General features: G+C 72.2%; 23 protein-coding genes. 12 read left to right on the top strand and 11 right to left on the bottom strand.

From position 1 onward, the window contains the following. The first annotated feature begins 28 nt into the window (after positions 1-28). The gene (locus tag AB0L56_RS19825; RefSeq protein WP_365424911.1) at positions 29-421 is read left to right on the top strand and encodes a MarR family transcriptional regulator; all 393 of its coding nucleotides are present in this window, start codon (positions 29-31) and stop codon (positions 419-421) included. A gap of 15 nt (positions 422-436) precedes the next feature. On the opposite strand, the gene AB0L56_RS19820 is transcribed toward AB0L56_RS19825, so the two are convergent. From AB0L56_RS19820 to AB0L56_RS19810, 3 genes are all read right to left on the bottom strand, one after another. After that, a complete protein-coding gene (locus AB0L56_RS19820; protein ID WP_365424909.1) occupies positions 437-1171 on the bottom strand; it encodes a maleylpyruvate isomerase family mycothiol-dependent enzyme in 735 nt (244 codons plus the stop codon). Between the two features lie 33 nt (positions 1172-1204). Then, positions 1205-2083 (bottom strand): SDR family oxidoreductase, encoded by an 879-nt coding sequence (locus tag AB0L56_RS19815; protein WP_365424907.1) that lies wholly within the window; start codon positions 2081-2083, stop codon positions 1205-1207. A gap of 169 nt (positions 2084-2252) precedes the next feature. Further along, positions 2253-3416: an MFS transporter gene (locus AB0L56_RS19810; RefSeq protein WP_365424905.1), complete on the bottom strand. Its 1164-nt coding sequence runs from the start codon at positions 3414-3416 to the stop codon at positions 2253-2255. 262 nt (positions 3417-3678) lie between these two features. Between AB0L56_RS19810 and AB0L56_RS19805 the strand changes: the two genes are divergently transcribed. After that, positions 3679-4290, top strand: a complete 612-nt coding sequence (locus AB0L56_RS19805) for a hypothetical protein (protein ID WP_365424903.1) — start codon at positions 3679-3681, stop codon at positions 4288-4290. Between the two features lie 221 nt (positions 4291-4511). After that, complete coding sequence (locus AB0L56_RS19800) at positions 4512-5150, top strand: class F sortase (RefSeq protein ID WP_361024265.1); 639 nt, start codon at positions 4512-4514, stop codon at positions 5148-5150. Between the two features lie 88 nt (positions 5151-5238). Here the strand turns inward: AB0L56_RS19800 and AB0L56_RS19795 are convergent, their stop codons facing one another. The 3 genes from AB0L56_RS19795 to AB0L56_RS19785 are packed head-to-tail and all read right to left on the bottom strand — an operon-like array spanning position 5239 to position 8268. Beyond that, positions 5239-6732 carry a tripartite tricarboxylate transporter permease gene (locus tag AB0L56_RS19795; RefSeq protein WP_361023593.1) on the bottom strand — a complete coding sequence of 498 codons (1494 nt, stop codon included), beginning with the start codon at positions 6730-6732 and terminating at the stop codon, positions 5239-5241. 1 nt (position 6733) lies between these two features. After that, positions 6734-7288 carry a tripartite tricarboxylate transporter TctB family protein gene (locus tag AB0L56_RS19790; protein WP_365424902.1) on the bottom strand — a complete coding sequence of 185 codons (555 nt, stop codon included), beginning with the start codon at positions 7286-7288 and terminating at the stop codon, positions 6734-6736. Then, positions 7285-8268 carry a tripartite tricarboxylate transporter substrate binding protein gene (locus AB0L56_RS19785; RefSeq protein ID WP_361024262.1) on the bottom strand — a complete coding sequence of 328 codons (984 nt, stop codon included), beginning with the start codon at positions 8266-8268 and terminating at the stop codon, positions 7285-7287. Before AB0L56_RS19785 ends, AB0L56_RS19790 begins: the two co-directional genes overlap by 4 nt. A gap of 271 nt (positions 8269-8539) precedes the next feature. Between AB0L56_RS19785 and AB0L56_RS19780 the strand changes: the two genes are divergently transcribed. Continuing rightward, entirely contained in the window at positions 8540-9307 is a 768-nt protein-coding gene (locus AB0L56_RS19780; protein WP_365424900.1) for a response regulator, read from the top strand. A 21-nt stretch (positions 9308-9328) separates the two neighbouring features. On the opposite strand, the gene AB0L56_RS19775 is transcribed toward AB0L56_RS19780, so the two are convergent. Next, positions 9329-9988 carry a phosphatase PAP2 family protein gene (locus AB0L56_RS19775; protein ID WP_365424898.1) on the bottom strand — a complete coding sequence of 220 codons (660 nt, stop codon included), beginning with the start codon at positions 9986-9988 and terminating at the stop codon, positions 9329-9331. Positions 9989-10098: 110 nt separating this feature from the next. Next, a complete protein-coding gene (locus AB0L56_RS19770; RefSeq protein WP_365424896.1) occupies positions 10099-12342 on the bottom strand; it encodes a heavy metal translocating P-type ATPase in 2244 nt (747 codons plus the stop codon). Between the two features lie 181 nt (positions 12343-12523). Here AB0L56_RS19770 and AB0L56_RS19765 point away from each other — a divergent pair, with 181 nt between their 5' ends. Beyond that, positions 12524-13492, top strand: coding sequence for a hypothetical protein (locus AB0L56_RS19765; protein WP_365424894.1), 969 nt, complete (start codon positions 12524-12526; stop codon positions 13490-13492). Positions 13493-13495: 3 nt separating this feature from the next. Here AB0L56_RS19765 and AB0L56_RS19760 read toward each other — a convergent pair whose 3' ends face one another. Next, positions 13496-15331, bottom strand: a complete 1836-nt coding sequence (locus AB0L56_RS19760) for a glycoside hydrolase family 15 protein (RefSeq protein WP_365424892.1) — start codon at positions 15329-15331, stop codon at positions 13496-13498. Between the two features lie 109 nt (positions 15332-15440). Beyond that, complete coding sequence (locus AB0L56_RS19755) at positions 15441-16220, bottom strand: DeoR/GlpR family DNA-binding transcription regulator (RefSeq protein WP_365424890.1); 780 nt, start codon at positions 16218-16220, stop codon at positions 15441-15443. A 133-nt stretch (positions 16221-16353) separates the two neighbouring features. On the opposite strand from AB0L56_RS19755, the gene AB0L56_RS19750 reads away from it, so the two are divergent. Both AB0L56_RS19750 and AB0L56_RS19745 read left to right on the top strand, forming a co-directional pair. Further along, positions 16354-17235: a sugar isomerase gene (locus AB0L56_RS19750; protein WP_365424888.1), complete on the top strand. Its 882-nt coding sequence runs from the start codon at positions 16354-16356 to the stop codon at positions 17233-17235. A 20-nt stretch (positions 17236-17255) separates the two neighbouring features. Continuing rightward, positions 17256-18110 (top strand): class II fructose-bisphosphate aldolase, encoded by an 855-nt coding sequence (locus tag AB0L56_RS19745; protein WP_365424886.1) that lies wholly within the window; start codon positions 17256-17258, stop codon positions 18108-18110. Positions 18111-18125: 15 nt separating this feature from the next. Here the strand turns inward: AB0L56_RS19745 and AB0L56_RS19740 are convergent, their stop codons facing one another. Further along, positions 18126-19259 (bottom strand): methyltransferase, encoded by a 1134-nt coding sequence (locus AB0L56_RS19740; RefSeq protein WP_365425097.1) that lies wholly within the window; start codon positions 19257-19259, stop codon positions 18126-18128. A 77-nt stretch (positions 19260-19336) separates the two neighbouring features. Here AB0L56_RS19740 and AB0L56_RS19735 point away from each other — a divergent pair, with 77 nt between their 5' ends. From AB0L56_RS19735 to AB0L56_RS19715, 5 genes are all read left to right on the top strand, one after another. After that, complete coding sequence (locus tag AB0L56_RS19735) at positions 19337-19987, top strand: alpha-ketoglutarate-dependent dioxygenase AlkB (RefSeq protein WP_365424884.1); 651 nt, start codon at positions 19337-19339, stop codon at positions 19985-19987. A 36-nt stretch (positions 19988-20023) separates the two neighbouring features. Continuing rightward, entirely contained in the window at positions 20024-21262 is a 1239-nt protein-coding gene (locus AB0L56_RS19730; RefSeq protein ID WP_365424882.1) for an ROK family protein, read from the top strand. A 35-nt stretch (positions 21263-21297) separates the two neighbouring features. Beyond that, positions 21298-22188: an NAD(P)-dependent oxidoreductase gene (locus tag AB0L56_RS19725; RefSeq protein WP_365424880.1), complete on the top strand. Its 891-nt coding sequence runs from the start codon at positions 21298-21300 to the stop codon at positions 22186-22188. A gap of 35 nt (positions 22189-22223) precedes the next feature. Beyond that, positions 22224-22643, top strand: a complete 420-nt coding sequence (locus AB0L56_RS19720) for a PPOX class F420-dependent oxidoreductase (protein WP_365424878.1) — start codon at positions 22224-22226, stop codon at positions 22641-22643. Between the two features lie 127 nt (positions 22644-22770). Beyond that, complete coding sequence (locus tag AB0L56_RS19715; RefSeq protein WP_365424876.1) at positions 22771-23058, top strand: SHOCT domain-containing protein; 288 nt, start codon at positions 22771-22773, stop codon at positions 23056-23058. Positions 23059-23153: the final 95 nt, after the last annotated feature.

Raw genomic sequence — 23153 nt, 5'->3', positions numbered from 1 at the left:
GAAACGGGTGCTCTGCTACGGTGCGCCCATGGCGGCGGAACGGGCCGAACAGGCGCTCGTGGATCGGTGGCGGGACGTGCTCGCGCTGCATGCGCGCACGCAGTGCGAGATTGATCGCGCGTTGCAGGAACACCGCCTGTGCGCCAGCGACTTCGAGGTCCTGGACGTTCTCGCGCGAAGCCCCGGTCCGGGTGGCTGCTCCTACCGGGTCCAGGAGATCTCCGAGCGCGTTCATCTGAGCCAGAGCGCGCTGTCCCGGCTGATCGCCCGACTGGAGAAGGACGGCCTGCTGGAGCGCGGGATGTGTCCGGAGGACCGCCGGGGAGTGCGGGTGTCGCTCACCACCAAGGGGCGCGCGCTGCACGGTGAAGTGCTCCCGCTGCAGCGCGCGGTGCTGGCCCGGACGCTCTCGGAGGACTGAGCGGCCGGGCGGGCGTCAGACGACGGCGGACGTGTCCCGCCAGAGCGCGGCGAGTCCCGGATCCCCCGACTGCGCGGGAACCGGCAGACGGTTCCACAACGCGAGATACAACTCCGCGGCCGGTCCGGCCAGTTCGCATTCCGCGTCCTCGGCCGCGTCCCGTGTGGTCACGGGCGGCTGCGCGGACAGCCGTACGGTCCACACGGCGTCGGCGTCGGTGGTGCGCACCCTCAGGACCCGGGGCCTCTCGCTGCGCACCCGGCTCTTGCGCCGCGCGTGGAAGCCGCGCAGCAGTTCGTCGATGCCGTCCACCGCGAAGTCCGTGCCGATGGGGGCCGGAGTGCCGCCGCGGGCGGATTCCGCGTCGAAGCGGTGGACCGCCGTCTCGTGCGCCTGGCGGCGGGCCCAGAAGGCGAGCGCGGAGGCCGGTCCGGGCAGGAAGGTGAAGCACTCCACGTCGGGCGCCGCCCCGGCCAGGGTGTCCACCAGCCGGCGGTGCGCGGCGCGGTACCAGGCCACGAGTTCGGCGCCGTCCAGGTCGGGGTGCTCACCCATCGGCCGGGGCGCGAGGTGCCCGTCGGCCACGAAGGCCGCGGCCCATCGGTGCACCACGCCGGTGTGCCGGAGCAGGTCCCGTATCTCCCACCCCGGGCAGGCCGGAACGGAGGCGGCCGTGCCCGCCTCCTCCGACGCGGCGGCCAGCAGCCGGCCCTCCTCCTCCAGGATGTCCACGAACCAGGCAGTGTCCATGCGGAGGAGTCTGCCGTACGGCCCGCCCGGGGCCTACGGCAGTGGGGTGCCGCCCGTCGCGTTGACGATCTCGGCCGTGATGTACGACGCCTCCGGGGAGGCGAGGAAGACATAGGCGGGCGCCATCTCGGCCGGCTGGGCCGGCCGGCCGATGGGCGCCTGCTTGCCGAACTCCTGGGTGTCCGGCATTGTCGCCGGGATCAACGGCGTCCACACCGGCCCGGGCGCCACGGCGTTGACCCGGATGCCGCGACCGATCACCATCTGCGCCAGCCCCTGGGTGAACGTGACGATGCCGCCCTTCGTGGTCGCGTAGTCCAGCAGATGCGGACTCGGCTTGTAGGCCTGCACGGACGCCGAGTTGATGATGCTGCCGCCCTCCGGCATGTGCGGCAGGGCCATCTTGCACAGCCAGAACATGCTGTACAGATTGGTCCGCATCACGCGGTCGAACTGCTCGGTGGAGATCGCCTCGATGCCGTCGGGCTGCGACATCTGGTACGCCGCGTTGTTCACCAGGATGTCGATCCGGCCGGAGTCCGACACCGCGCGGTCGATCAGTGCCCGGCAGTTCTCCTCGTCCCGCACGTCGCACGCGACGGGCACGGCCTGCCGGCCGGCCTCCTCCACCCATCGCGCGGTCTCGGCGGCGTCGTCCTTCTCACCTTCCAGGTACGTGAAAACCACGTCCGCACCCTCGCGGGCGAACGCCAGGGCGACCGCCCGGCCGATCCCGGAGTCCCCGCCCGTGATCACGGCCTTGCGGTCCATCAGCCGGCCGGTGCCCCGGTACGAGTCCTCACCGTGGTCCGGCGGCGGGTCCATGGGGCCGGTCCAGCCGGGATGCGGCTGGTGCTGGGAGGGAAGAGGGGGCGTCGGATACTTCTTGCCGGGGTGCTGCTGCTCGGTCATGGTCTCTCCCGTCTCCGTGGGGCGGTCACCCGATCCGCACCCGCCGACGGAGAACCGGCGGACGCCGACCCCGGGTACCCCGGCACGGCGTCCTGATCCGCGCCCGCCGACCCCGGGTACCCCGGCACGGCCACCCGATCCGCGCCGCTGCCGTCACGGCTGTACGGGATCAGCCCGTGTTCACGCGGCGGGTCGCGAAGCCGATGCCGGTGGCGACCGCGGCCAGCACCGCCACGCTGGTCAGGGCCGCCGGAAGACTGAACCAGTCGGCCATGAACCCGATCGCGGGCGGACCGAGGAGCATGCCGCCGTAGCCCAGGGTGGAGGCGGTGGCCACCCCGCTGGGGCCCGCGAGGGCACCCGCCCGTTCGATCGCGACGGGGAAGAGGTTCGCGAGCCCGAGCCCGGTGACCGCATAGCCGAGCAGGGCCGCCCACAGGGATGGCGCGAGCGCGCCGAGCAGCATTCCGGCCGCGGCCGTGGAGCCGCCCGCGAGGACGGTACGGGTGCGGCCCAGCCGTTCGAGGAGGGTCGTACCGGAGAGACGCCCGGCCGTCATGGCGAGCGCGAAGAGGGAGTACCCGACGGCCGCGGCGCCCGGTGAGGCGTCGAGGTCCTCCTCGAGATGGAGCGCCCCCCAGTCGGCCAGCGCCCCTTCGCCGTAGGCGGTGCACAGCGCGATCAGCCCGAAGACGATCACCAGTGCCCGGGTGCGCCGGTCCGTCCTGCGCGGGGCCGACGGCTCGGAGCGTCCGGCGTCCGCCGGGGTGAGCGGCTCGCACCGCATCAGCGCCCGCCCCGCGACCGCGGTCACCAGCAGGCCGACGACGGCGAGCCCCCACAGATGCCGGGTCGGCGACACGGAGCCGGCGACCAGCGCGCCCAGCCCCGCCCCGATCATGCCGCCCAGACTGAACGCGGCGTGGAAGCTGGGCATGATGGGCCGCCTCAGCGCGGCCACCAGATCGACGGCGGCGCTGTTGAAGGCGACGTTGATGCCGCCGTAGGCCGCGCCGAACAGCAGGAGCACGGCGCCGAGCGCGGCGGCGGAATGGGTCAGAGGCGGCAGGCCGACGCTGAGGCAGAGCACCACCGCGCAGACGACGGTGACCAGGTGGCTGCCGTACCGGCGGCACAGCCGGCCGGTCAGCGTCATGGTGACGACGGCCCCGGCGGAGACGCCGAGCAGAGCGAGGCCCAGGGCGCTCGCGGAGGCGCCGGTCTGTTCCTTGATGGCGGGGATGCGCACGACCCAGCCGGCGAAGACGAAGCCGTCGAGGGCGAAGAAGGCGGTCAGGGCGAGACGGAGGCGGACGAGGTCGGTACCCGGCACCACGCTGTGCGAACGGGTTTTGTTTATTAGCGGCACAAAGTCAGGTTAAGCGGCGCCCGGGCCAGGGGCAAGGAGCCGCGGAGAGAGCGGGGACGGCGGTGGGTGTGGCCCGATGAAGCCGTACGGGTGGCGGCGGTTAACCCATGTGAACGCCCCGGATGGTGGGACCGGGCGGCATGACCAAACGTGGATCATGCCGGAGAACGGGACATCCGTGCTGACGCGGAGTCAGCTGCCCGACCTCCCGCGGAAGGACTGATCGATGCGCTCTGCCCGCATGGTGCTCGCGGCCGCAACGGCCACGGCGGCACTCGCCATCGCCGCGCCCGCTGCCTACGCCGACCAGACCGGCGACGAAGGCCACGACAAATCTTCCTACAGCAAGGAGCACGACAAGGAGTACGACAAGGAGAGCAAGCACGACAAGTACAGCGAGCACGGCAAGGACAGCGAGTACGGCAAGGACAGCGAGTACGGCAAGCACAGCGAGCACGGCAAGGACAGCGAGCACGGCAAGCCGCACGGCGGAATGAAGACGGGTGGCGGCGCCCTGACCGCCGTCGGGGAGGAGGACTGGGGCACCGCCAAGGACCCGAAGTACGACCCGGAGACCTACAAGGACAAGCCCGAGACCTACAAGGACAAGGGCGACTCCCACAGCGAGGACTCCTGGAGCGGAAAGGACAAGGAGGAGTCCTGGGGCGGAAAGCACGAGAAGGAGGGGAACTACGAGAAGCCGCGTGGCGGCGTGCACACCGGTGGTGGCGGACTCGCCCAGCCCGGTGTCACCGCAGGCGGTCTGGCCGCCCTCGCGGTCCTCGGTACCGGCGCCTACGCGATGCGCCGCAAGAAGGTCACCGGCCACGTGGCCTAAAGCCATGCCCGGCGACATAGCGGCCGGGGCCGTCGTACGCGCCGCGCGCGTCATGACGGCCCCGCTCGCCCTTTCGCCTGTCGTATCGGCCCTGCCGGGCCCTTCGCGTGCCGTATCCGCTGCCGTGCCTGAATGAGGTGGTTCCCCCGATGTCGGCCACTCCCCTCACGCCCCTCGAAACCGGTCCGCCGTCACCGCTGCGGCGGAGAGTGCGCACCATCATGACGGCGGTCTTCTGGAGCGGGGCCGGCCTGCTGCTGGCCGTCACGCTGATGGGCGGCGAGGATGCCGCCGACGACGCCCACGGACGGCAGGCGCCCCCCGCGGTCTCCGCGGCTCCGTCCGCCTCCTCCTCGTCCGACCCGGCCGCGGGCGAGCCTGCGCCCCGCGCCTCGGCCCGGAAGCATCTGCCGAGGTCCGAGCCGACCCGGCTGCTCATCCCCGGCATCGGCGTCGACGCGCCGTTCATCGACCTCGACATCGGGAGCAAGGGCCGGCTGGAGCCTCCACCGGCCCACAACACCAACCTGGTCGGCTGGTACGCCAAGGGCGTCTCCCCGGGAGAACGCGGTACGGCGATCATCGCCGGGCATGTGGACACGCCGACGTCCCCGGCCGTGTTCGCCCGGCTCGGGGAACTCGAGGAGGGGGACCGCTTCCGGGTGCTGCGCGCCGACGGCAGCAAGGCCACGTTCGTGGTGGACGAGACGCAGTCCTTCGCCAAGGACGACTTCCCCAACGAGCGTGTGTACGCCGACACGCCCGACGCCCAGGTCCGGCTCATCACCTGCGCCGGCGAATACGACCACGCCGTCAAGGACTACACCGAGAACCTGGTGGTCTTCGCCCATCTGGTGTGAGCCGGCCGGTCCTCCCACCGTGCTTTCCGTACGCCGTCGGGGCGCGGCTTCGATGAGCCGCGCCCCGACCGTCGAAACCGGCGTTCGATCAGGTCCCTGCGGCCTTCCGGGGCAGGGCCTTGCGCACCAGCGGCCAGGCGAGGAGGAGGAGCACGACCGCGTAAACAATCACCGAGAACGGCGTGTTGACCAGCCCCGTGACACTGCCGTCGCTGATCTGCAGGGCGCGGCGCAGCTGCTGTTCGGCGGCCGGGCCGAGAATCACCCCGATGATGGCGGGCAGCACCGGCAGCCCGTAGCGCCGCATCCCGAAGCCGATCAGACCGATGATCAGCAGGATCACCAGATCGATCACCTCACCGCCCACCGCGTAGGCGCCCACCGCCGCGAAGAACAGGATTCCCGCGTACAGATACGGCCGCGGAATGCGCAGCAGCTTCGCCCAGACCGGGGCCAGCGGCAGATTCAGGGCGAGCAGCAGCACCATGCCGACGAACAGCGAGGCGATCAGACCCCACACCAGGTCCGGTTCGCGTTCGAAGAGCAGCGGGCCCGGCTGGATGCCGTACTGCTGGAACGCGGCCAGCATCACCGCCGCGACCGCCGTGGTCGGCAGCCCCAGGGTCAGCATCGACACCAGCGTGCCCGCCGCCGAGGCCGAAGCGGCCGACTCCGGACCCGCGACGCCCTCGATGGCTCCCTTGCCCCACTCGTCCTGATGCTTGGACAGCCGCTTCTCGGTGACGTACGACAGGAAGGTCGGGATCTCCGCCCCGCCCGCCGGGATCGCACCGAACGGGAAGCCGATGAACGGGCCGCGCGCCCAGGACCTCCAGGTGCGCTTCACGTCCGCACGGCCCAGCCACGGCCGGCCCACCGGAATCGGGTCCGGCGGCCGGCGCCGCAGATGCGCGGCGACCCACAGCGCCTCACCGATGGCAAACAGCCCCACCGCGACGATCACCACGTCGACGCCGTCCGCGAGTTGCAGCGAACCGAACGTCAGCCGCTGCTGGCCGGTCATCTGATCCAGGCCCACCAGACCGATCGTCAGGCCGATCAGCAGCGAGGCGAGACCGCGGATCCGGGACGACCCGAGCACGGACGTCACGGCGATGAACGCCAGCACCATGATGGCGAAGTAGTCCGGCGCGCCGATGTCCACCGCCAGGTCGGCGACCGCCGGGGCGAGCGCGACCAGCAACACCGTGCCGACCATGCCGCCCGCGAAGTGCCCGATCGCGGCGGCCGCGAGGGCCTGGGCGCCGCGCCCGGACTTGGCCATGGGGTTGCCCTCCATGGCCGCGACCACGGCCGCGCTCTCTCCGGGCGTGTTCAGCAGGATCGACGTCGTAGAACCACCGAACATCGCGCCGTAGTAGATCCCCGCGAACATGATGAACGCGCCGGTCGGTTCGAGGCCGTACGTCACCGGCAGCAGCAGGGCCACCGCCATCGCCGGGCCGATGCCGGGCAGCACGCCGATCGCCGTGCCGAGCAGCACGCCGACCGCGGCCCAGAGCAGGTTGAGCGGGGTGAGGGCCGTACCGAAGCCGTCCAGAAGGGAGTTGAGGGCATTCACGTCACAGCACTCCCATCAGCGGACCGCCGGGCAGCGGCACTCCGAGCAGGTTGTTGAACACGGCGTAGGTGACGAGGGAGACCACCGCCGCGATCAGCGGGTCACGGTCGAATCCGCGGCTGCCGAGCGCGAAGGCCGCTCCCCAGAACAGCAGTGCGCCCGCGACGGGGAAACCCAGCGGCTCGATGAGCACGGCGGCACCCAGGAACACGCCGGTCAGCAGCAGCACGGTGCGCCAGTCGGCGGGTTCGGACAGATCGATGTCCTCGCCGGTCTCGGCCTGGCCCCGGCCGCCGCGCAGCACGTCGACCGCGAGGAGGGCGGCGACGACGAGCAGGCCGGCGCCGACGACGAGGGGCACGGTCTTCGGGCCGACCGGCCCGCGCTGGGTGATGTCGACGTCCATGGTGAGCGCGTCGGTCAGGACGAGCACGCCCAGCGCCAACAGCAGGACGCAGACGCCGAGTTCGGAGCGGTCGCGGAGCCAGGAGCGCCGTTCGGTGGCGGGGGGCGGGGTGCTGTCCGGGCTGTTCTTGTGCGTCGTCGATGTCGTCACAGTCCCAGCTCCTTCAGTACCGAGACCACGCGCTCGTCCTCGGCGTCCAGGAACGCCCCGAACTTCTCGCCGGTCAGGAACGCGTCGTCCCAGCCGTTGCGCTTCATCGACTCCCGCCATTCCTTCGAGTCGTGCAGCTCCTCCAGCAGACGTACGAGCTTGTCGCGCTCGGCGTCGCTCAGCCCGGGCGGGGCGACGACCCCGCGCCAGTTGGTGAAGTTCACGTCGTAACCGGCCTCCCGGAGTGTGGGCGCGTCGAGGCCCGCGACCCGCTTCGGGCCGGTGACCGCGAGCAGCCGCAGCTCACCGGACTTGATCTGGTCGAGGTACTCGCCGACGCCGGACACACCGAAGGCGACCTTGTTGCCGAGGATCGAGGCGAGCAGTTCGCCGCCGCCGTCGAAGGGGATGTAGTTGACCTCCTTCGGCGGGATTCCGGCGGCCCGCGCCATCAGCATCGGCGCGAGGTGGTCGGGCCCGCCGGGGGAGGAGCCGCCGCCGACCGGGAGCTTGCCGGGGTTCTCCTTCCAGGCGCCGATGAGGTCGTCGATCGTCTTGTACGGGGAGTCCTTGCCGACCACCACGACATCCTGCTCCTCGGTGAGCCGGGCGATCGGGGTGGTGTCGCCGAGGGTCTTCGGGGCGTCGTTGGAGCGGACGGCGCCGACCACGCCCAGGCCCATGGACATGGCGAGCTTGCCGTTGCCGTGCTCGCTCACCAGCCGGCTCAGGCCCACCGTGCCGCCGGCCCCGGGCAGGTTGAACACCTCGACGGAGTGGGTGAGCCCGGCGTCCTCGGCGTTCTTCGCGGCAGTCCGGGCCGTGATGTCGTAGCCGCCGCCGGGCGTGTTGGGAACCATGAAACGCAGGCCCGGGATCTGTGTGCCGCTCTCGGAGCCGCTGCCGGTCGTGAGCAGCGGCGGGCCCACGAGCACGAGCACGGCGGCCCCGAGCAGGGCGAGGGGTGTGCGCAGGCGCACGAGTGCCACCACCTGTCGGTCGGTCGTCTGGAATCACGCCAGGCCCTGTGGGGGGAGTTTGACGCGGGCCACATGGTGCCCGCGTGCGGGCGGGCTGTCCTGCTTGCGGAACCAATGGAGGTTGTGGTCATTGCGTCAGCGCGGGTGGGTCGGTGGTGCAGGTCTCTTTTCCCTGCCGCAGGTGGGGGCCATGATGGGCGGCTCCGGGGGCTTGCGGCGGTGCGGTGCGCGGCGCGGTATGCGGTTGGTCGGGCAGGGAGGAGTGGAAGCGATGAGCAGCGCGCAGGGCGGGCCTGGGCCCGCGGCCGTCGACGCCATCGGTGTACTGGTGGTCGACGACGACTTCCGGGTGGCCCGGGTGCATCGCGCCTACGTCGAACGTCTCGACGTGTTCCGGGTTGTGGGCGTTGCCGGCAGCGGTGAGGAAGCCATCGCGGCCGTGGACCGGCTCCGGCCCGACCTGGTGCTGCTCGATCTTTATCTGCCCGATCTGTTCGGGCTCGATGTCATTCCCCGGCTGCGCACCGCCGGGCACGACTGCGACGTGATGGTGATCAGCGCCGCCCGGGAGGCGGACGCGGTGCGCGGCGCGGTACGGCAGGGGGTCGTCGACTATCTGCTCAAACCGTTCGAGTTCGAGGACCTGCGGGGGCGGCTCGAGCGGTACGCCGTTCAGCGGGGGCGGATGCTCGACACGGTGGTCCGTGGGCAGGCGGACGTCGACCGGGTGCTGGCGGGGGCGGCGGTGCCCGCGTCGCCGGTGCTGCCCAAGGGGATGAGCGCGGAGACCGCGGGGCTGATCGAACGGACCCTGCGGGAGGCGGACGGCAGTCTGTCGGCGACCGAGTGCGCCGGTCTGACGGGGGTTTCGCGGGTCAGTGCCCGGCGGTACCTGGAGTACTTCCACACCCTGGGCAGCGTGGAGGTGTCGCTGCGGTACGGCGCCACGGGGCGGCCGGAGCGGCGGTACCGGTTCCTGGGGGCGGCCGGGGGCGGGCGGGGTGGAGGGTTGCGGTCCGGGGGGCAGGCGCGGGTGTAGCGCGGGGCTGGGGTGACCTCCTTACCCCCGCCGCGCCCCCCGCGCGTACGACGCGGGCAGGCGGGCCGACGCCACGGCCAGCGCTGTCGCCGCACTGGCGATGCCCAGTACCGCACCGGCGGCCACATCACCCGGGTAGTGCACCCCCGTATGGATACGCGAGTATCCGACCGCTCCCGCCAGCGCCCCCAGCGGCACCGACGCCGCGGGCAGCACCGTCCCCACCGCCGTGGCGAACGCGACCGCCGACGCCGTATGCCCGGAAGGGAACGACGCCGACGTCGGCATCGGTACATGCCGGTCCACGGTCACCCGCGCCGCCTCCCGGTCCGGCCGGCTCCTGCGCACCAGGCGTTTGCCCAGCAGGTTCGCCGACGCCGATGCCACGGCGATCGCGCCGACCCCGGCGAGCGCCGCCCTGCGCGGCCGTGAGCCGGCCAGGGCGAGCGCTCCGGCGATGGCGAAGGAGATCTTGGAGTGGTCGGCCGCGTGGGAGAGGCGGCGCAGTGCCCGGTCCAGGGTCGGCGTCGGAGTGGCGGCGACCGCGGCGTACAGGGCACCGTCCACCGCCCTGAGGTCGCTGAGCACCGCGGAGGCCACCCTGCGCAGTCCGTCGGCGGGCGGTACGGGCCTGGTGAGCGGACGGGTGACGTCCTGGTCGGGGGTGGGCGGCTCGCTCATCTGTCTCTCCCGCGGTGGCATCGTCGAGTGGCGTACCCGCACCGTGGGGCGGGAACCACCAAGTGCCCACGGTACGCATGATCCATCCGGCGGGCCCGCCCACCCCGGCGTCAGGCCGCCCGGAACGTGCGCAGCCGCAGGGAGTTGCCGACCACGAAGACCGAGGAGAACGCCATGGCGGCGCCCGCGATCATGGGGTTCAGCAGTCCGGCCGCCGCGAGCGGCAGGGCCGCCACGTTGTAGGCGAACGCCCAGAACAGGTTGGACCGGATGGTGCCGAGCGTGCGGCGGGCGAGCCGGATGGCGTCGGACGCCGCGCGCAGGTCCCCTCGGACCAGGGTCAGGTCACCGGCCTCGATCGCCGCGTCCGTGCCGGTGCCCATGGCCAGGCCCAGGTCCGCCTGCGCCAGCGCCGCCGCGTCGTTGACCCCGTCGCCGACCATCGCGACCGAACGGCCCTCGGACTGCAGCCGCTTGACGACGTCCACCTTGTCCTGCGGCAGCACCTCGGCGATGACGTCCTCCGGCGCGATACCGACCTCGCGGGCGACCGAGCGGGCCACCGCCTCGTTGTCCCCGGTCAGCAGGACCGGGCGCAGTCCGAGCCCGCGCAGCCTGCTGATGGCCTCGGCGCTGGTCTCCTTCACGGCGTCCGCGATCTCCAGCACCGCGCGCGCCTCCCCGTCCCAGCCGACCAGGACGGCGGTGTGTCCCGCCTCCTCGGCCCGCTCCCTGGCCCGGGCCAGGTCCTCGGGGATTTCCAGGGCCCACTCCCGCAGCAGTCCGGCCCGGCCGACCAGGACAGCGTGGCCGTCGACGACGCCCTGGACACCCAGCCCGGGGACGTTCGCGAAGTCCTCCGGCGTCAGCAGCCCGCCCAGCTTCTCCCGTGCGCCGTCGGCCACCGCGCGTGCGATCGGGTGCTCGGAGGCGTGTTCCAACGCGCCCGCGAGGCGAAGCACTTCGGCCTCGTCCGCGGTGGTGTGCACGGCGAGCAAGGTCATCCGGCCCGTGGTCACCGTGCCGGTCTTGTCGAGGACCACCGTGTCGACGCGGCGGGTGGACTCCAGGACCTCCGGGCCCTTGATGAGGATGCCGAGCTGGGCGCCGCGTCCGGTGCCGACCATGAGCGCGGTGGGGGTGGCCAGGCCGAGGGCGCAGGGGCAGGCGATGATCAGGACCGCCACGGCGGCGGTGAACGCGGCCGTCAGGCCGGCGCCGTTGCCGAGCCAGAAGCCCAGGGTGCCCAGGGCCAGGGCGATGACGACGGGCACGAAGACGGCGGAGATGCGGTCGGCGAGGCGCTGGGCGGCGGCCTTTCCGTTCTGTGCGTCCTCCACCAGCTTGGCCATACGGGCCAGTTGGGTGTCCGCGCCGACCCGGGTGGCCGTCACGACCAGACGCCCGCCCACATTGACGGTGGCTCCGGTGACCGGGTCTCCGACGGCCACCTCCACAGGCACCGACTCACCGGTCAGCATCGAGGCGTCCACCGCGGAGGAGCCCTCGACGACGGTTCCGTCCGTTGCGATCTTCTCGCCGGGGCGCACCAGGAAGCGGTCGCCCGCCTTCAGTTCGGTGATGGGAATCGTCTTCTCGGGTCCGTCGGCGGGCAGCACGGTGACGTCCTTCGCACCCAGCTCCAGCAGTGCCCGCAGGGCAGCTCCCGCCTTCCGCTTCGCGCGTGCCTCGAAGTAGCGGCCGGCGAGGATGAAGGCGGTCACTCCCGCGGCGGCCTCCAGATAGATGTTCCCGGAGCCGTCGGCGCGGGCGATGGTCAGCTCGAAGGGGTGGGTCATACCGGGAGTGCCGGCGGTGCCGAGGAAGAGGGCCCACAAGGACCACAGGAACGCGGCCGACGTACCCACTGAGATCAGCGTGTCCATGGTGGCCGCGCCGTGCCGCGCGTTGGTGAACGCCGCCTTGTGGAACGGCCAGGCGGAGTAGGTCACCACGGGGGCGGCGAGCGTCAGGGAGAGCCACTGCCAGTACTCGAACTGCAGCGCCGGGACCATCGCCATCGCCACGACCGGTACCGCCAGTACCACGGCCGTGATCAGGCGCTGCCTGAGGGGGCGGAGCTCGTCGGGTTCCTGGGCCGGCTCGGCCGGTCCCGGCTCAGCCGGTGCCGGTTCCTGGGCCGTGTACCCGGTGGCCTCCACCGTGCTGATCAGGTCGCCGACGGTCACCTCACCGCCGTAGCTGACCCGTGCCTTCTCGGTGGCGTAGTTGACGGTGGCGGTGACCCCCTCCATCCGGTTGAGCTTCTTCTCGATCCGGGCGGCGCACGACGCGCACGTCATCCCGCCGATCGCAAGCTCCACCTCGGCGGTGCCGACTGTCGGGACGGTCATGCTGGGCTCCTGTCGCAGATACGGGGCGGGGGTATGCGGTGCGCGCTCCACATGTATACCCCGGGACGGTATTTCGGACAAGCGGGTGGCTGGCTTGACTTGGTACCCCCTGGGGGTATGGTGAGCTGTATGGATCGGCTCCGAAGGGAGTCGTCGGCCCTTTTTCCGAGGAGAGACGGTCATGAAGACCGGACTGAAGATCACCGCGTTCGCCGCCGCCCTGGCCGCCACGTTCGGAACGGCGTACGGCGTCGGCGAAGCGCTCGACCCGGTCGTCGCCGAGCCCGCGCCGAAGCATGAGAAGCGGCATGAACCGCCTGCGGCGGGGGCGCACGCGGCCGGCGGGGGACACGCGGCCGGCGGGCTGCAGATCTCCGAGGGGGGTTACACCCTCGACCTGGAGACGCCGCGCGTCGCCGCCGGGCACCGCGCCGACCTGCGCTTCACCGTCCGGGACGACCGCGGTCGGGCCGTGACCGAGTACCGCCGCGAGCACGACAAGGAACTCCATCTGATCGTCGCCTCACGTGATCTGCTCACCTACCGCCACCTCCACCCCACGCGGGCGGCCGACGGCACCTGGAGCATCCCCGTCGACCTCCCCCGGGCCGGCGGCTACCGGGTCTTCGCCGACTTCACCCCGGCGCGCAAGGGCGCGGAGAACCTCACACTCGGCGCGGACCTCGCCGCATCAGGCTCCTACCGGCCGCAGGAGCTCCCGCCGGCCGCCGTCACCGCCCATGTGGACGGCTACGACGTCGAACTGACCGGGTCCCTGCAGCCCGGCCGGGAGAGCGAACTGAGCCTGAGCGTCTCGCGTGACGGCAAGCCGGTCACCGACCTCCAGCCCTACCTCGGCGCCTACGGCCACCTGGTCGCCCTGCGTTCCGGAGACCTCGCCTACCTGCACGTCCACCCCCATGGCGAACCCGGCGACGGCACCACCGAGCCCGGCCCGGAGATCTCCTTCACGGCCACCGCGCCCAGCACCGGCAGGTACCGGCTGTTCCTGGACTTCAAGCACGACGGAGTCGTCCGCACCGCGGCGTTCACGGTCGAGGCGGGGGAGCAGTCGACACCGAGCGGCACATCGGAGCAGTCGACGCCGAGCGGCACGCCGGAGCACTCCGACGACGGTCACGGACACTGAGTCTCAGCCCAGGGCGCGGTCCAGGTTGAACGCGGCGCTGATCAGGGAGAGATGCGTGAACGCCTGAGGGAAATTGCCCTGTTGCTCCCCGGTGTGGCTGATCTCCTCGGCGTAGAGGCCGACATGGTTGGCGTAGGTGAGCATCTTCTCGAAGGCGAGGCGGGCTTCGTCGAGCCGGCCGGCCCGCGTCAGCGCCTCGACGTACCAGAAGGAGCAGATGGAGAACGTGCCCTCGTCGCCGCGCACACCGTCAGGACTGGTGTTGGGGTCATAGCGGTAGACCAAGGAGTCCGACACCAGCTCCGAGGTGAGGGAGTCGAGCGTGGACAGCCACTTGGGATCGGTCGGCGCAATGAGCATCGCCAGCGGCATCATCAGGACCGACGCGTCCAGTACGTCCCCGTCCTCGTGCTGCACGAACGCCTGCCGCGACTCGGACCAGCCACGGTGCATGATCCGCCGGTAGATGGTGTCCCGGGTGGCCCGCCAGCGGGGGAGATCGGCGGGCAGGCCCCGCCGGTGCGCCATCCGGATGGCCCGCTCGATCGCCACCCAGCACATCAGATGCGAGTACAGGAACTTCTTCCGCCCCCCACGCGTCTCCCAGATGCCTTCGTCGGGCTGGTCCCAGTTCTCACACACCCAGTCCACCAGCGCTGTCACATGGTCCCACTGCTCGCTGGAGACGGGCTCGGCCCACTTGTCGTACAGGTAGATGGAGTCGATCAGCGCCCCGTAGATGTCGAGCTGCAACTGCTCGGCCGCCGCGTTGCCGACCCGCACCGGCGCAGAGCCCTGGTGCCCCTCGAGATGAACCAGTTCCCTCTCGGACAGATCGGTGCGGCCGTCGACGCCGTACATGATCTGCAGCGGGCCGGAGGCCTTGCAGTCCCCCGGGCTGATGTGCCGGGAGACGAACCCCATGAAACCCTTGGCCTCCTCGCTGAACCCCAGACGCAGCAGCGCGTAGACGCAGAACGCGGCGTCGCGCACCCACACATACCGGTAGTCCCAGTTGCGTTCTCCGCCGATCTCCTCGGGCAGACTGGTCGTCGGCGCGGCCACGATCGCGCCCGTCGGCGCGTGGGTGAGCAGCTTCAGGGTGAGGGCCGAGCGGTGCACCATCTCCCGCCACCGCCCCTTGTAGCGCGAGGACGACAGCCAGCGCCTCCAGTACGCCACCGTCGCGTTGAACTCCCTCTCGGCCTCCCCGCACTCGCACCGGTACGCCGACATGTCTTCGGCGCACGGGTCCAGAGCGAGCACCGCGGTCTCGCCCTCGGCCAGCTTGAAATCGGCCCGTACGTCCCCGCCGTCGGTCTCCAGCGGGACGGTCGCGGTCAGTGCGAGGCACAGATCAGGGGAGGCAAAGATCGCGCTGTCGCCGGTCAGCCGCACGGTGTGCGGCAGGGCGCCGTAGCCGAAGCGCGGTGCCACCCGCGTCCGGAACGGCACGGACCCGCGTACGCAGAGCACCCGCCGGATCAGCCGTTGCGGACGCTGCTCGGCGGACACGCCGTCGATGGGAATGAAGTCCTGCACCTCGCCGATCCCGTCCTCGGTGAAGAACCGCGTGATCAGCACGTTGGTGTCGGGGAAGTAGAACTGTTTGGTGCGGGCCGGCACGGCCGCCGCCAGCTGGAAGGAGCCGCCCCGTTCGGCGTCCAGCAGCGCGGCGAACACGCTCGGCGAATCGAAGGACGGGCAGCAGTACCAGTCGATGGTGCCGTCGGTCCCCACCAGCGCCGCGCTGCGTAGATCGCCGATCAGCCCGTGATCGGCGATGGGTACGTACCGCGGCCTCCCGGACGTCTCCCGTTCCTTGGCCGTCCCGGTCATCGCAGCCTCCCAGGCGGCGCACTTCGTCACGTGTGCACCACTTCGTCCAGCGTAGGCCCGTCCGGTGCATCGAGAGGCGGAACCGTCGTCGGGTCCGGTTCGAAGCCGTTCAGGCCAGCGTGACCCGCAGCCCCGCCTCCTCGAAGCGGCGCACGGTCTCCGGGTCCGCCGCCGAGTCCGTGACCAGCGTGTCCACCGACTCGGCCGCGCAGATCCGGGCGAACGCCCGGCGGCCCAGCTTGCTGGAGTCGGCGGCCACGATCACCCGCTCGGCCCGCTCGCACAGCAGCCGGTTGATCGCGGCCTCTGCCTCGTCGTTGGCCGCGGCCCCGTGCGCGGCGTCGAAGGCGACGACACCGAGCACCGCCACGTCGAGGGTGATCTGGCTCAGGACACCGTCCGCGAGCGGTCCGACCAGTTCGTAGGACTGGGCCCGGGCCACCCCGCCCGTCAGCACGATCTTGAACTGGGGGCGCACGGCGAGTTCGTTGGCGATGTTCAGCGCGTTCGTCACCACCGTCAGCGCGGGCGACCCGGTGGCGAGATCACCGCGTACGGCGAGCGCCCGCGCCACCTCCGTGGTGGTCGTCCCCCCGGTCAGGCCCACCGCCTCGCCCGGTGCGACAAGCTCCGCCACCGCCTTGGCGATGCGCTGCTTCTCCGAAGCGTGCCGCGCCGACTTGTAGCGCAGCGGCAGCTCGTACGACACCCCGTGCACCACCGCGCCGCCCCGGGTGCGCACCAGCATCTGCTGCTCGGCCAGCTGGTCGAAGTCGCGACGGATCGTCGCGGCCGACACCGCCAGCTCCCCGGCCGCCTCCTCGACGTCCAGCCGGCCGCGCTCGACGAGCAGCTCCAGCAGCGTCTTCCAGCGGGCGTCCCGCGACATCCGCCCTCCCGTTCCCGGCCGTTCTCGCCTTTTCCGGCGACCCTAACGCACCCAACTGAGCGCATGATGCTTGATTCTGCTCGGAAAAGCGCACTACCTTGCAGGAACAATCATCCAGTATCAGGGGGGCGGCATGACGCATGTCGAAGACGAACTGAACAGCCAGCCCGAGTGCTGGCGGCGCGCGGCCGAGCAGGCCCCCGCGCATACGCCCGTGCTTCCGGCGCCGGGTGAACGGGTCGCGGTGGTCGGCTGCGGCACGTCGTACTTCATGGCGCAGGCCGTCGCGGCCCTGCGCGAGGGCGCGGGGCAGGGCGAGACCGACGCGTTCGCGGCATCGGAGTTCCCGTACCACCGCGCCTACGACCGTGTCGTCGCCCTCACCCGCTCCGGCACCACGACCGAAGTCCTCGACCTGCTCGGCCGGTTGAAGGGGCGCACGCACACCACCGCGCTCACCGCCGACCCGGCCACCCCCGTGATGTCGCTCGCCGAGGAGACCGTCGTCCTCGACTACGCGGACGAACGCTCCGTCGTGCAGACCCGGTTCGCCACCACGGCCCTGACCCTGCTCCGCGCCCACCTGGGCCTGCACGGTGAACGGGCCGTCGAGGACGGGCGTACGGCGCTCGGCACGCCGCTGCCCGAAGGGCTCGTGGACTGCGCCCAGTTCACCTTCCTGGGCCGCGGCTGGACCGTGGGCCTGGCCAACGAGGCCGCGCTGAAAATGCGCGAGGCCGCACTCGCCTGGACGGAGGCCTACCCGGCGATGGAGTACCGGCACGGCCCCATCAGCATCACCACCACCGGCACCGCGACCTGGATGTTCGGCGACACGCCCGAGGGGCTGGCCGCGCAGGTCGGTGACACCGGCGGGCTGTGGATCGAGGGCACCCTCGACCCGCTCGCCGAACTCGTCCGCGCCCAGCGGCTCGCGGTCGCCGTCGCGGCCGCCCGCGGCCTGGACCCGGACCGGCCCCGCCATCTCACCCGCTCGGTCGTCCTCGCCCCTTGACCCGCCGGAAAGGAACGACCGTGCCGCTCTCCACCACCGGCGAACTCGTCGGCCGTGCGACCGCGAACCGCTCAGCTGTCGCCGCGTTCAACATCATCACCCTCGAACACGTCGAGGCCGTCATCGCCGGTGCCGAGTCGGTGGACGCCCCCGTCGTCCTCCAGGTCAGCGAGAACGCCGTCACGTTCCGCCACGGCCGGCTGCTGCCGCTCGCCCGGGCCGCGGTCGCCGCCGCCGAGCGCGCCGCCGTCCCCGTCGCGCTGCACCTCGACCACGTCCGCAGCAACGCCCTGCTGCGCCAGGCCCCGGACGCCGGATTCAGCTCCGTGATGTACGACGCCTCGTGGCTGCCGTACGCCGACAACCTCGCCGCGACCCGGGCGGCCGCGGACTGGGCGCACGCCCAAGGGCTGTGGGTCGAGGCCGAACTGGGCGAGATCGGCGGCAAGTCCGGCCGGCCCGCGCTGGACGCCCACGCCCCCGGGGCCCGCACCGACCCCGACCAGGCCCGCGCCTTCGTGGCCGAATCCGGCGTGGACGCGCTGGCCGTCGCCATCGGCACCACACACGCCATGACCACCCGCAGCGCCACCCTCGACCACGTCCTCCTCAAGCGGCTGTCCGCCGCCCTGGACGTGCCCCTCGTCCTGCACGGCTCCTCCGGACTCCCCGACGGCGAACTCGCCGCGGCCGTCACGGGCGGCATCGCCAAGGTCAACGTGGGAACCGCCCTGAACATCGCCATGACCGGCGCGATCAGGGAGTTCCTCACCGCCCACCCCGAGGCGGTCGACTCCCGCAGCTACCTCACGGTGGGGCGGGAGGCGATGGCCCGGACGGTGGCGGCGGTCATCGGCGCACTCGCCGCCCCCTGAACACCCGCCGGGGCGTCAGCGTTTGACGGCCCTCAGCACCACGAACTTCGGGTCGCTCGCCACCACGTCGCAGTTGCCGAACAGCCGCCGCAACTTCACGTGATACCCCAGATGCCGGTTCCCGATCACCCACAGCTCGCCACCCGGGCGCAGGGCGCGGCGGGCGCCCGTGAACATGCGCCAGGCCGTGGCGTCGGTGGTGGCCTGGTGGGAGTGGAACGGCGGATTGTTGAGCACCAGGTCGACGCTGCCCGCCGGTACGCCCGCCAGGCCGTCGCCGACCCGGAACTCGGCGTGCCCGGGGACGTCGTTCGCCTTGTACGTGGCCTCCGCCGACGCCACCGCCTGGAAGGACTCGTCCACGAACAGCACCTCCGCCCGCGGATCGGCCAGCGCCATCGCCGTACCGACGACACCGTTTCCGCAGCCCAGGTCCACTACCCGGCCGCCGTTCCGGCCGGCCGGCAGGTGCCGCAGAAAGAAGCGGGTGCCGATGTCGAGGCGGTCCGCGCAGAACACCCCGGCGTGGTTGACGACCGTCCGTCCCGAAACCGGGCCGATGCCGTCGGGGAGCGTGTAGCGGTACGGCCAGGGGTTGGCGGGGCGGTCCGCGGCGGGATCAGGTGTGCAGAGGATCAGCCGCGCCTTCTTCTCGGCGAGCGAGGTCCTGGTGGGGCCGAGGATCCGCTCGAACAGGTTCAGCGTCGAGGTGTGGATCTCCTTCACCATGCCGGTGCCCACGACGACCGTGCCCTCGTGCACCGCGGGTGCCAGCCGCAGCAGCTGGTCCTCCAGCAGCGCCAGGCTTTTCGGCACCCGGACGAGCAGGACGTCGATCCGCTCCGGCGGGGGATCCTGCGTGGTGAGCAGCCGCACGCTGCCGGGCTCCGCCGCGTTGCGGGCCAGGTTGGCGCGGGTCGCCTGCTGCCCGAGCCAGGAATCGGTGATCTGCGTCGGCCGGTGCTCCGCCAGCGCCGTGACCAGCGCGCCCCAGCGGTCGCCGACGACCACGACCGTCCCGGACGGCGGGATCTGCCGGTCGGCGAGATGCCTGAGGAGATACTCATCGGACGCGTCCCAGGCACGCAGCCTGTCCCGCGGATCCTCGGGGAAGCGGGCCAGCACCCGGTCGCCCCACGGCGTCGTCATACGGTCGTTCATCGTCCGACCAGGCTATCCGAGCACCGGCGCGGCACCCGTCGGGGAGGGAGGGGAGGATGGGAGGCATGGACGCCGAGCTGTTCCCCAGGGGGCGGACCGAGATCGCGCCGGGCGCGGTGCATGTGCCGGACTGGCTCGGCGCGCGGGAGCAGCGGGAGCTGCTGGAGTCGTGCAGAGGGTGGGCCCGGCCGCCCGCCGGGCTGCGCACCGTGCGCACTCCGGGAGGCGGCACCATGACCGCCCGGCAGGTGTGCCTCGGCCGGCACTGGTATCCGTACGGCTATGCCCGCACCGTCGTCGACGGCGACGGGGCGCCGGTGAAGCCCTTCCCCGCATGGCTCGGCGCACTGGGCCGCCGCGCGGTGACCGACGCGCTGGGCGCGGAGACCGCGCGGGACACCGCGTACGACATCGCCCTGGTCAACTTCTACGACGCAGACGCCCGCATGGGCATGCACCGCGACAGCGACGAGCGCTCGGAGGCGCCCGTGGTGTCGCTCAGCCTTGGTGACACCTGCGTCTTCCGCTTCGGCAACCCGGCGACCCGAACCCGTCCCTGGACGGACGTGGAGCTGCGCAGCGGCGACCTGTTCGTCTTCGGCGGGCCGTCCCGGCTCGCGTACCACGGCGTTCCCCGGGTGCACGGGGGCAGCGGGCCCCCGGAGTTGGGGCTGTCCGGGCGGCTGAACATCACGCTGCGGGTCAGCGGTCTGTAGTCCGCGCCGTCCGCGGATCATGGGAGACTCGCGTTCATGAGCGGGAAGGCGGGCCCCCGGCCGACGGGGGAAGGGACCACCTCGAGGACGCGGCTGGACCGCGGGCGCGGCGCGCTCGGACCCGCGCTGGAGCTCGTGCACACCGGACGCGCGCCCACCCGCGCGGTGCTCACCGCCGAGCTGGGCGTGACCCGGGCGACGGCCGGGGCGGTCGCCGCCGAGCTGGAGGCGCTCGGGCTGATCAGGGTCGACGCCCGGCCCGGTGCGGCGGCCGGTTCCCAGGGACGCCCGTCGCACCGGCTCTCCGTCGCCGAGGACGGACCCGTGGCGCTCGCCGCACAGGTGCACGCCGACGGTTTCCGCGCGGCCCTCGTCGGGCTCGGCGGCCGCATCGTCGCCACGGCGCCGGGCTGCGAGGTCGTCGACCCCGACCCGGCGAAGGTCCTCGGTTCCGTCGTCGCGACGGGCGCCGACCTGCTGCGGGAGACCGGGCGGCGGTGCGTGGGCGCCGGGCTCGCAGTGCCCTCGGCGGTGGCCGAACCGGAAGGGCTCGCCCTCAACCCCCTGCACCTGGCCTGGCCCGCGGGCGCCCCGGTGCGGGAGATCTTCGCCGACCAGGTGCGCGCGGCCGGTCTGGACGTGCCCGCCTTCGCGGCCAACGACGTCAACCTCGCCGCCCTTGCCGAACACCGGCACGGCGCCGGGCGCGGCTCCCGCGACCTGCTGTGCGTGGCCACCGGCCACCGCGGTGTCGGCGGGGCGCTGGTCCTCGACGGCCGGCTGCACTCCGGCAGCTCGGGACTGGCGCTGGAGGTGGGCCATCTCGGCGTCAACCCCGAGGGCCGCCCGTGCCACTGCGGCAGCCGGGGCTGTCTCGACGTCGAGGCGGACCCGCTGGCGTTCCTGACCGCGGCGGGGCGGGCACCGGGCCCCGAGATGTCCCTGCTGAAGCAGGCGGACGACCTGATCCGCGGGCAGTACCACGACCCGGACGTGCGCACCGCGACCGAGTCCCTCATCGACCGCCTGGGCTTGGGCCTGGCCGGACTGGTCAACATCCTCAACCCCGACCGGATCATCCTCGGCGGACTGCACCGCACCCTGCTGGAGGCGGACGCCGACCGGCTCCGCGCCGTCGTCGCCGACCGCAGCCTGTGGGGCCGCAGCGGCGGTGTGCCCATCCTCCCCTGCACCCTGGACCACAACAGCCTGGTCGGCGCGGCGGAACTCGCCTGGCAGCCGGTACTGGACGATCCTCTGGGGGCACTGACGTAACAGCGCGAATCTCCGACGCACAGAAAGCGGACTTCATGACCCACCAGCTCACCGTGAGCGTCCTGGGCACCGGCATCATGGGCGCGGCGATGGCCCGCAACCTCGCCCGCGCCGGTCACACCGTCCGGGCCTGGAACCGCACCCGGGCCAAGGCCGAACCGCTCGCCGCCGAAGGCGCCCACATCGCCGGCACCCCCGCCGAGGCGGTCGAGTCCGCCGACGTCGTACTGACCATGCTGTACGACGGACCGGCCACCCTGGAGACGATGCGCCGGGCCGCCCCCGCCCTGCGGCCCGGAACCGTCTGGGCGCAGTCCACCACCGTGGGGATCGAGGACGTCCCCGAACTGGCCGGCTTCGCCGGTGAGCACGGCCTGCTCTTCTACGACGCCCCGGTCCTGGGCACCCGCCAGCCCGCCGAGGCCGGCCTGCTGACCGTGCTCGCCGCCGGCCCCGTCGAGGGCCGGGAGAGGGTGACCCCCGTCTTCGACGCCGTGGGCGCCCGCACGGTGTGGACCGGCGAGGACGCAGCGGCGGCCGGCGCGACCCGCCTGAAACTGGTCGCCAACAGCTGGGTCGTCGCGGCCACCGCCGCCGTCGGGGAGACCCTCGCCCTGGCCAAGGCCCTGGACGTCGAGCCGGACGGCTTCTTCGACCTCATCGCCGGCGGCCCGCTCGACATGGGATATCTGCGCGCCAAGGCCGGACTGATCCTCGAGGGGCGGCTCAGTCCGGCCCAGTTCGCCGTGACGACCGCGGCCAAGGACGCCAGACTGATCGTGCGGGCCGGCGAACAGCACGGCGTCCGCCTGGACGTCGCCGCCGCCAGCGCCGAACGACTGGAGCGGGCCGCCGCCTGGGGCCACGGCGAGGAGGACATGGCCGCGGCCTACTACGCCAGTTTCGACAACGGACCCGCTGCCTGAGCACCCCCCACATCGACCACACCGAGGAGCCCCTGGTGTCCAAGCCCCCACTCCCGCCCGAGGCCGAGGCCCTGCTGCGCAGGCCCAACCCCTGCGTCATGGCCACGCTGCGCTCCGACGGCGCGCCCGTCTCCGCCCCCACCTGGTACCTCTGGGAGAACGGCCGCGCACTGGTCAACTTCGACGAGGGGCGGGTACGCCTCAAGCACGTCCGCCGCGATCCCCGTGTCACCCTCACGGTGCTGGACGCTGACAACTGGTACACCCATGTCACCCTGATCGGGCGGATCGCCGAACTGTACGACGACAAGGACCTCACCGACATCGACCGGCTGGCCCGGCACTACAGAGGCCATCCCTACCCGGACCGCGAGCGTGCCAGGGTCAGCGGCTGGGTCGAGGTCGAACGCTGGCACGGCTGGGGCGCGATGAAAGACAGCACCCAGGCCGGCTGACCTCGGTACTCCCCGGGAAGTACGCACAACGCCGCCGGCCGTACGACGACCGCGCCCCCCTCGCGGGACGACTCTGGAGGTGTCGCACAAGGAACGACGAGACATCGCCCTGAGGAGTTGAACGGTCATGCAGACCCTGGCGCACTTCGGCGACGGCGGCCCCGGCCCGTGGATCCTGCTCTTCCCGGTGTTCTGGGCCCTGGTCATCGGCGGCGGCATCGCGCTGCTGCGCCGCACGGTGTGGCGCAGCAGCCGCGGTCCCGGCCCGGGCCGGCCGACGGTGGAGGACAACTCTCCGATCACCGTGCTCGGCCACCGTTTCGCCTCCGGTGAGATCGACGAGGACGAGTACTGGCGCCGCCTGTCCGTCCTGGACGAACAGTTCGGCCACCCCACCAAGAACACCCCACGCTGACCACGTCGCCGCCCTCCGCGACCGATTGCGGCGATCCACGCACGGCCGCGCTGCCGGTCGCCGCCCTCCGCAGGCACTCGCGCTGCCGATTGCTG

It is taken from the genome of Streptomyces sp. NPDC052079, from assembly GCF_040680275.1.
Lineage (GTDB): Bacteria > Actinomycetota > Actinomycetes > Streptomycetales > Streptomycetaceae > Streptomyces.
The sequence above is the reverse complement of the archived record's forward strand: the minus strand, read 5'-3'. Positions and strand labels throughout refer to the sequence as shown.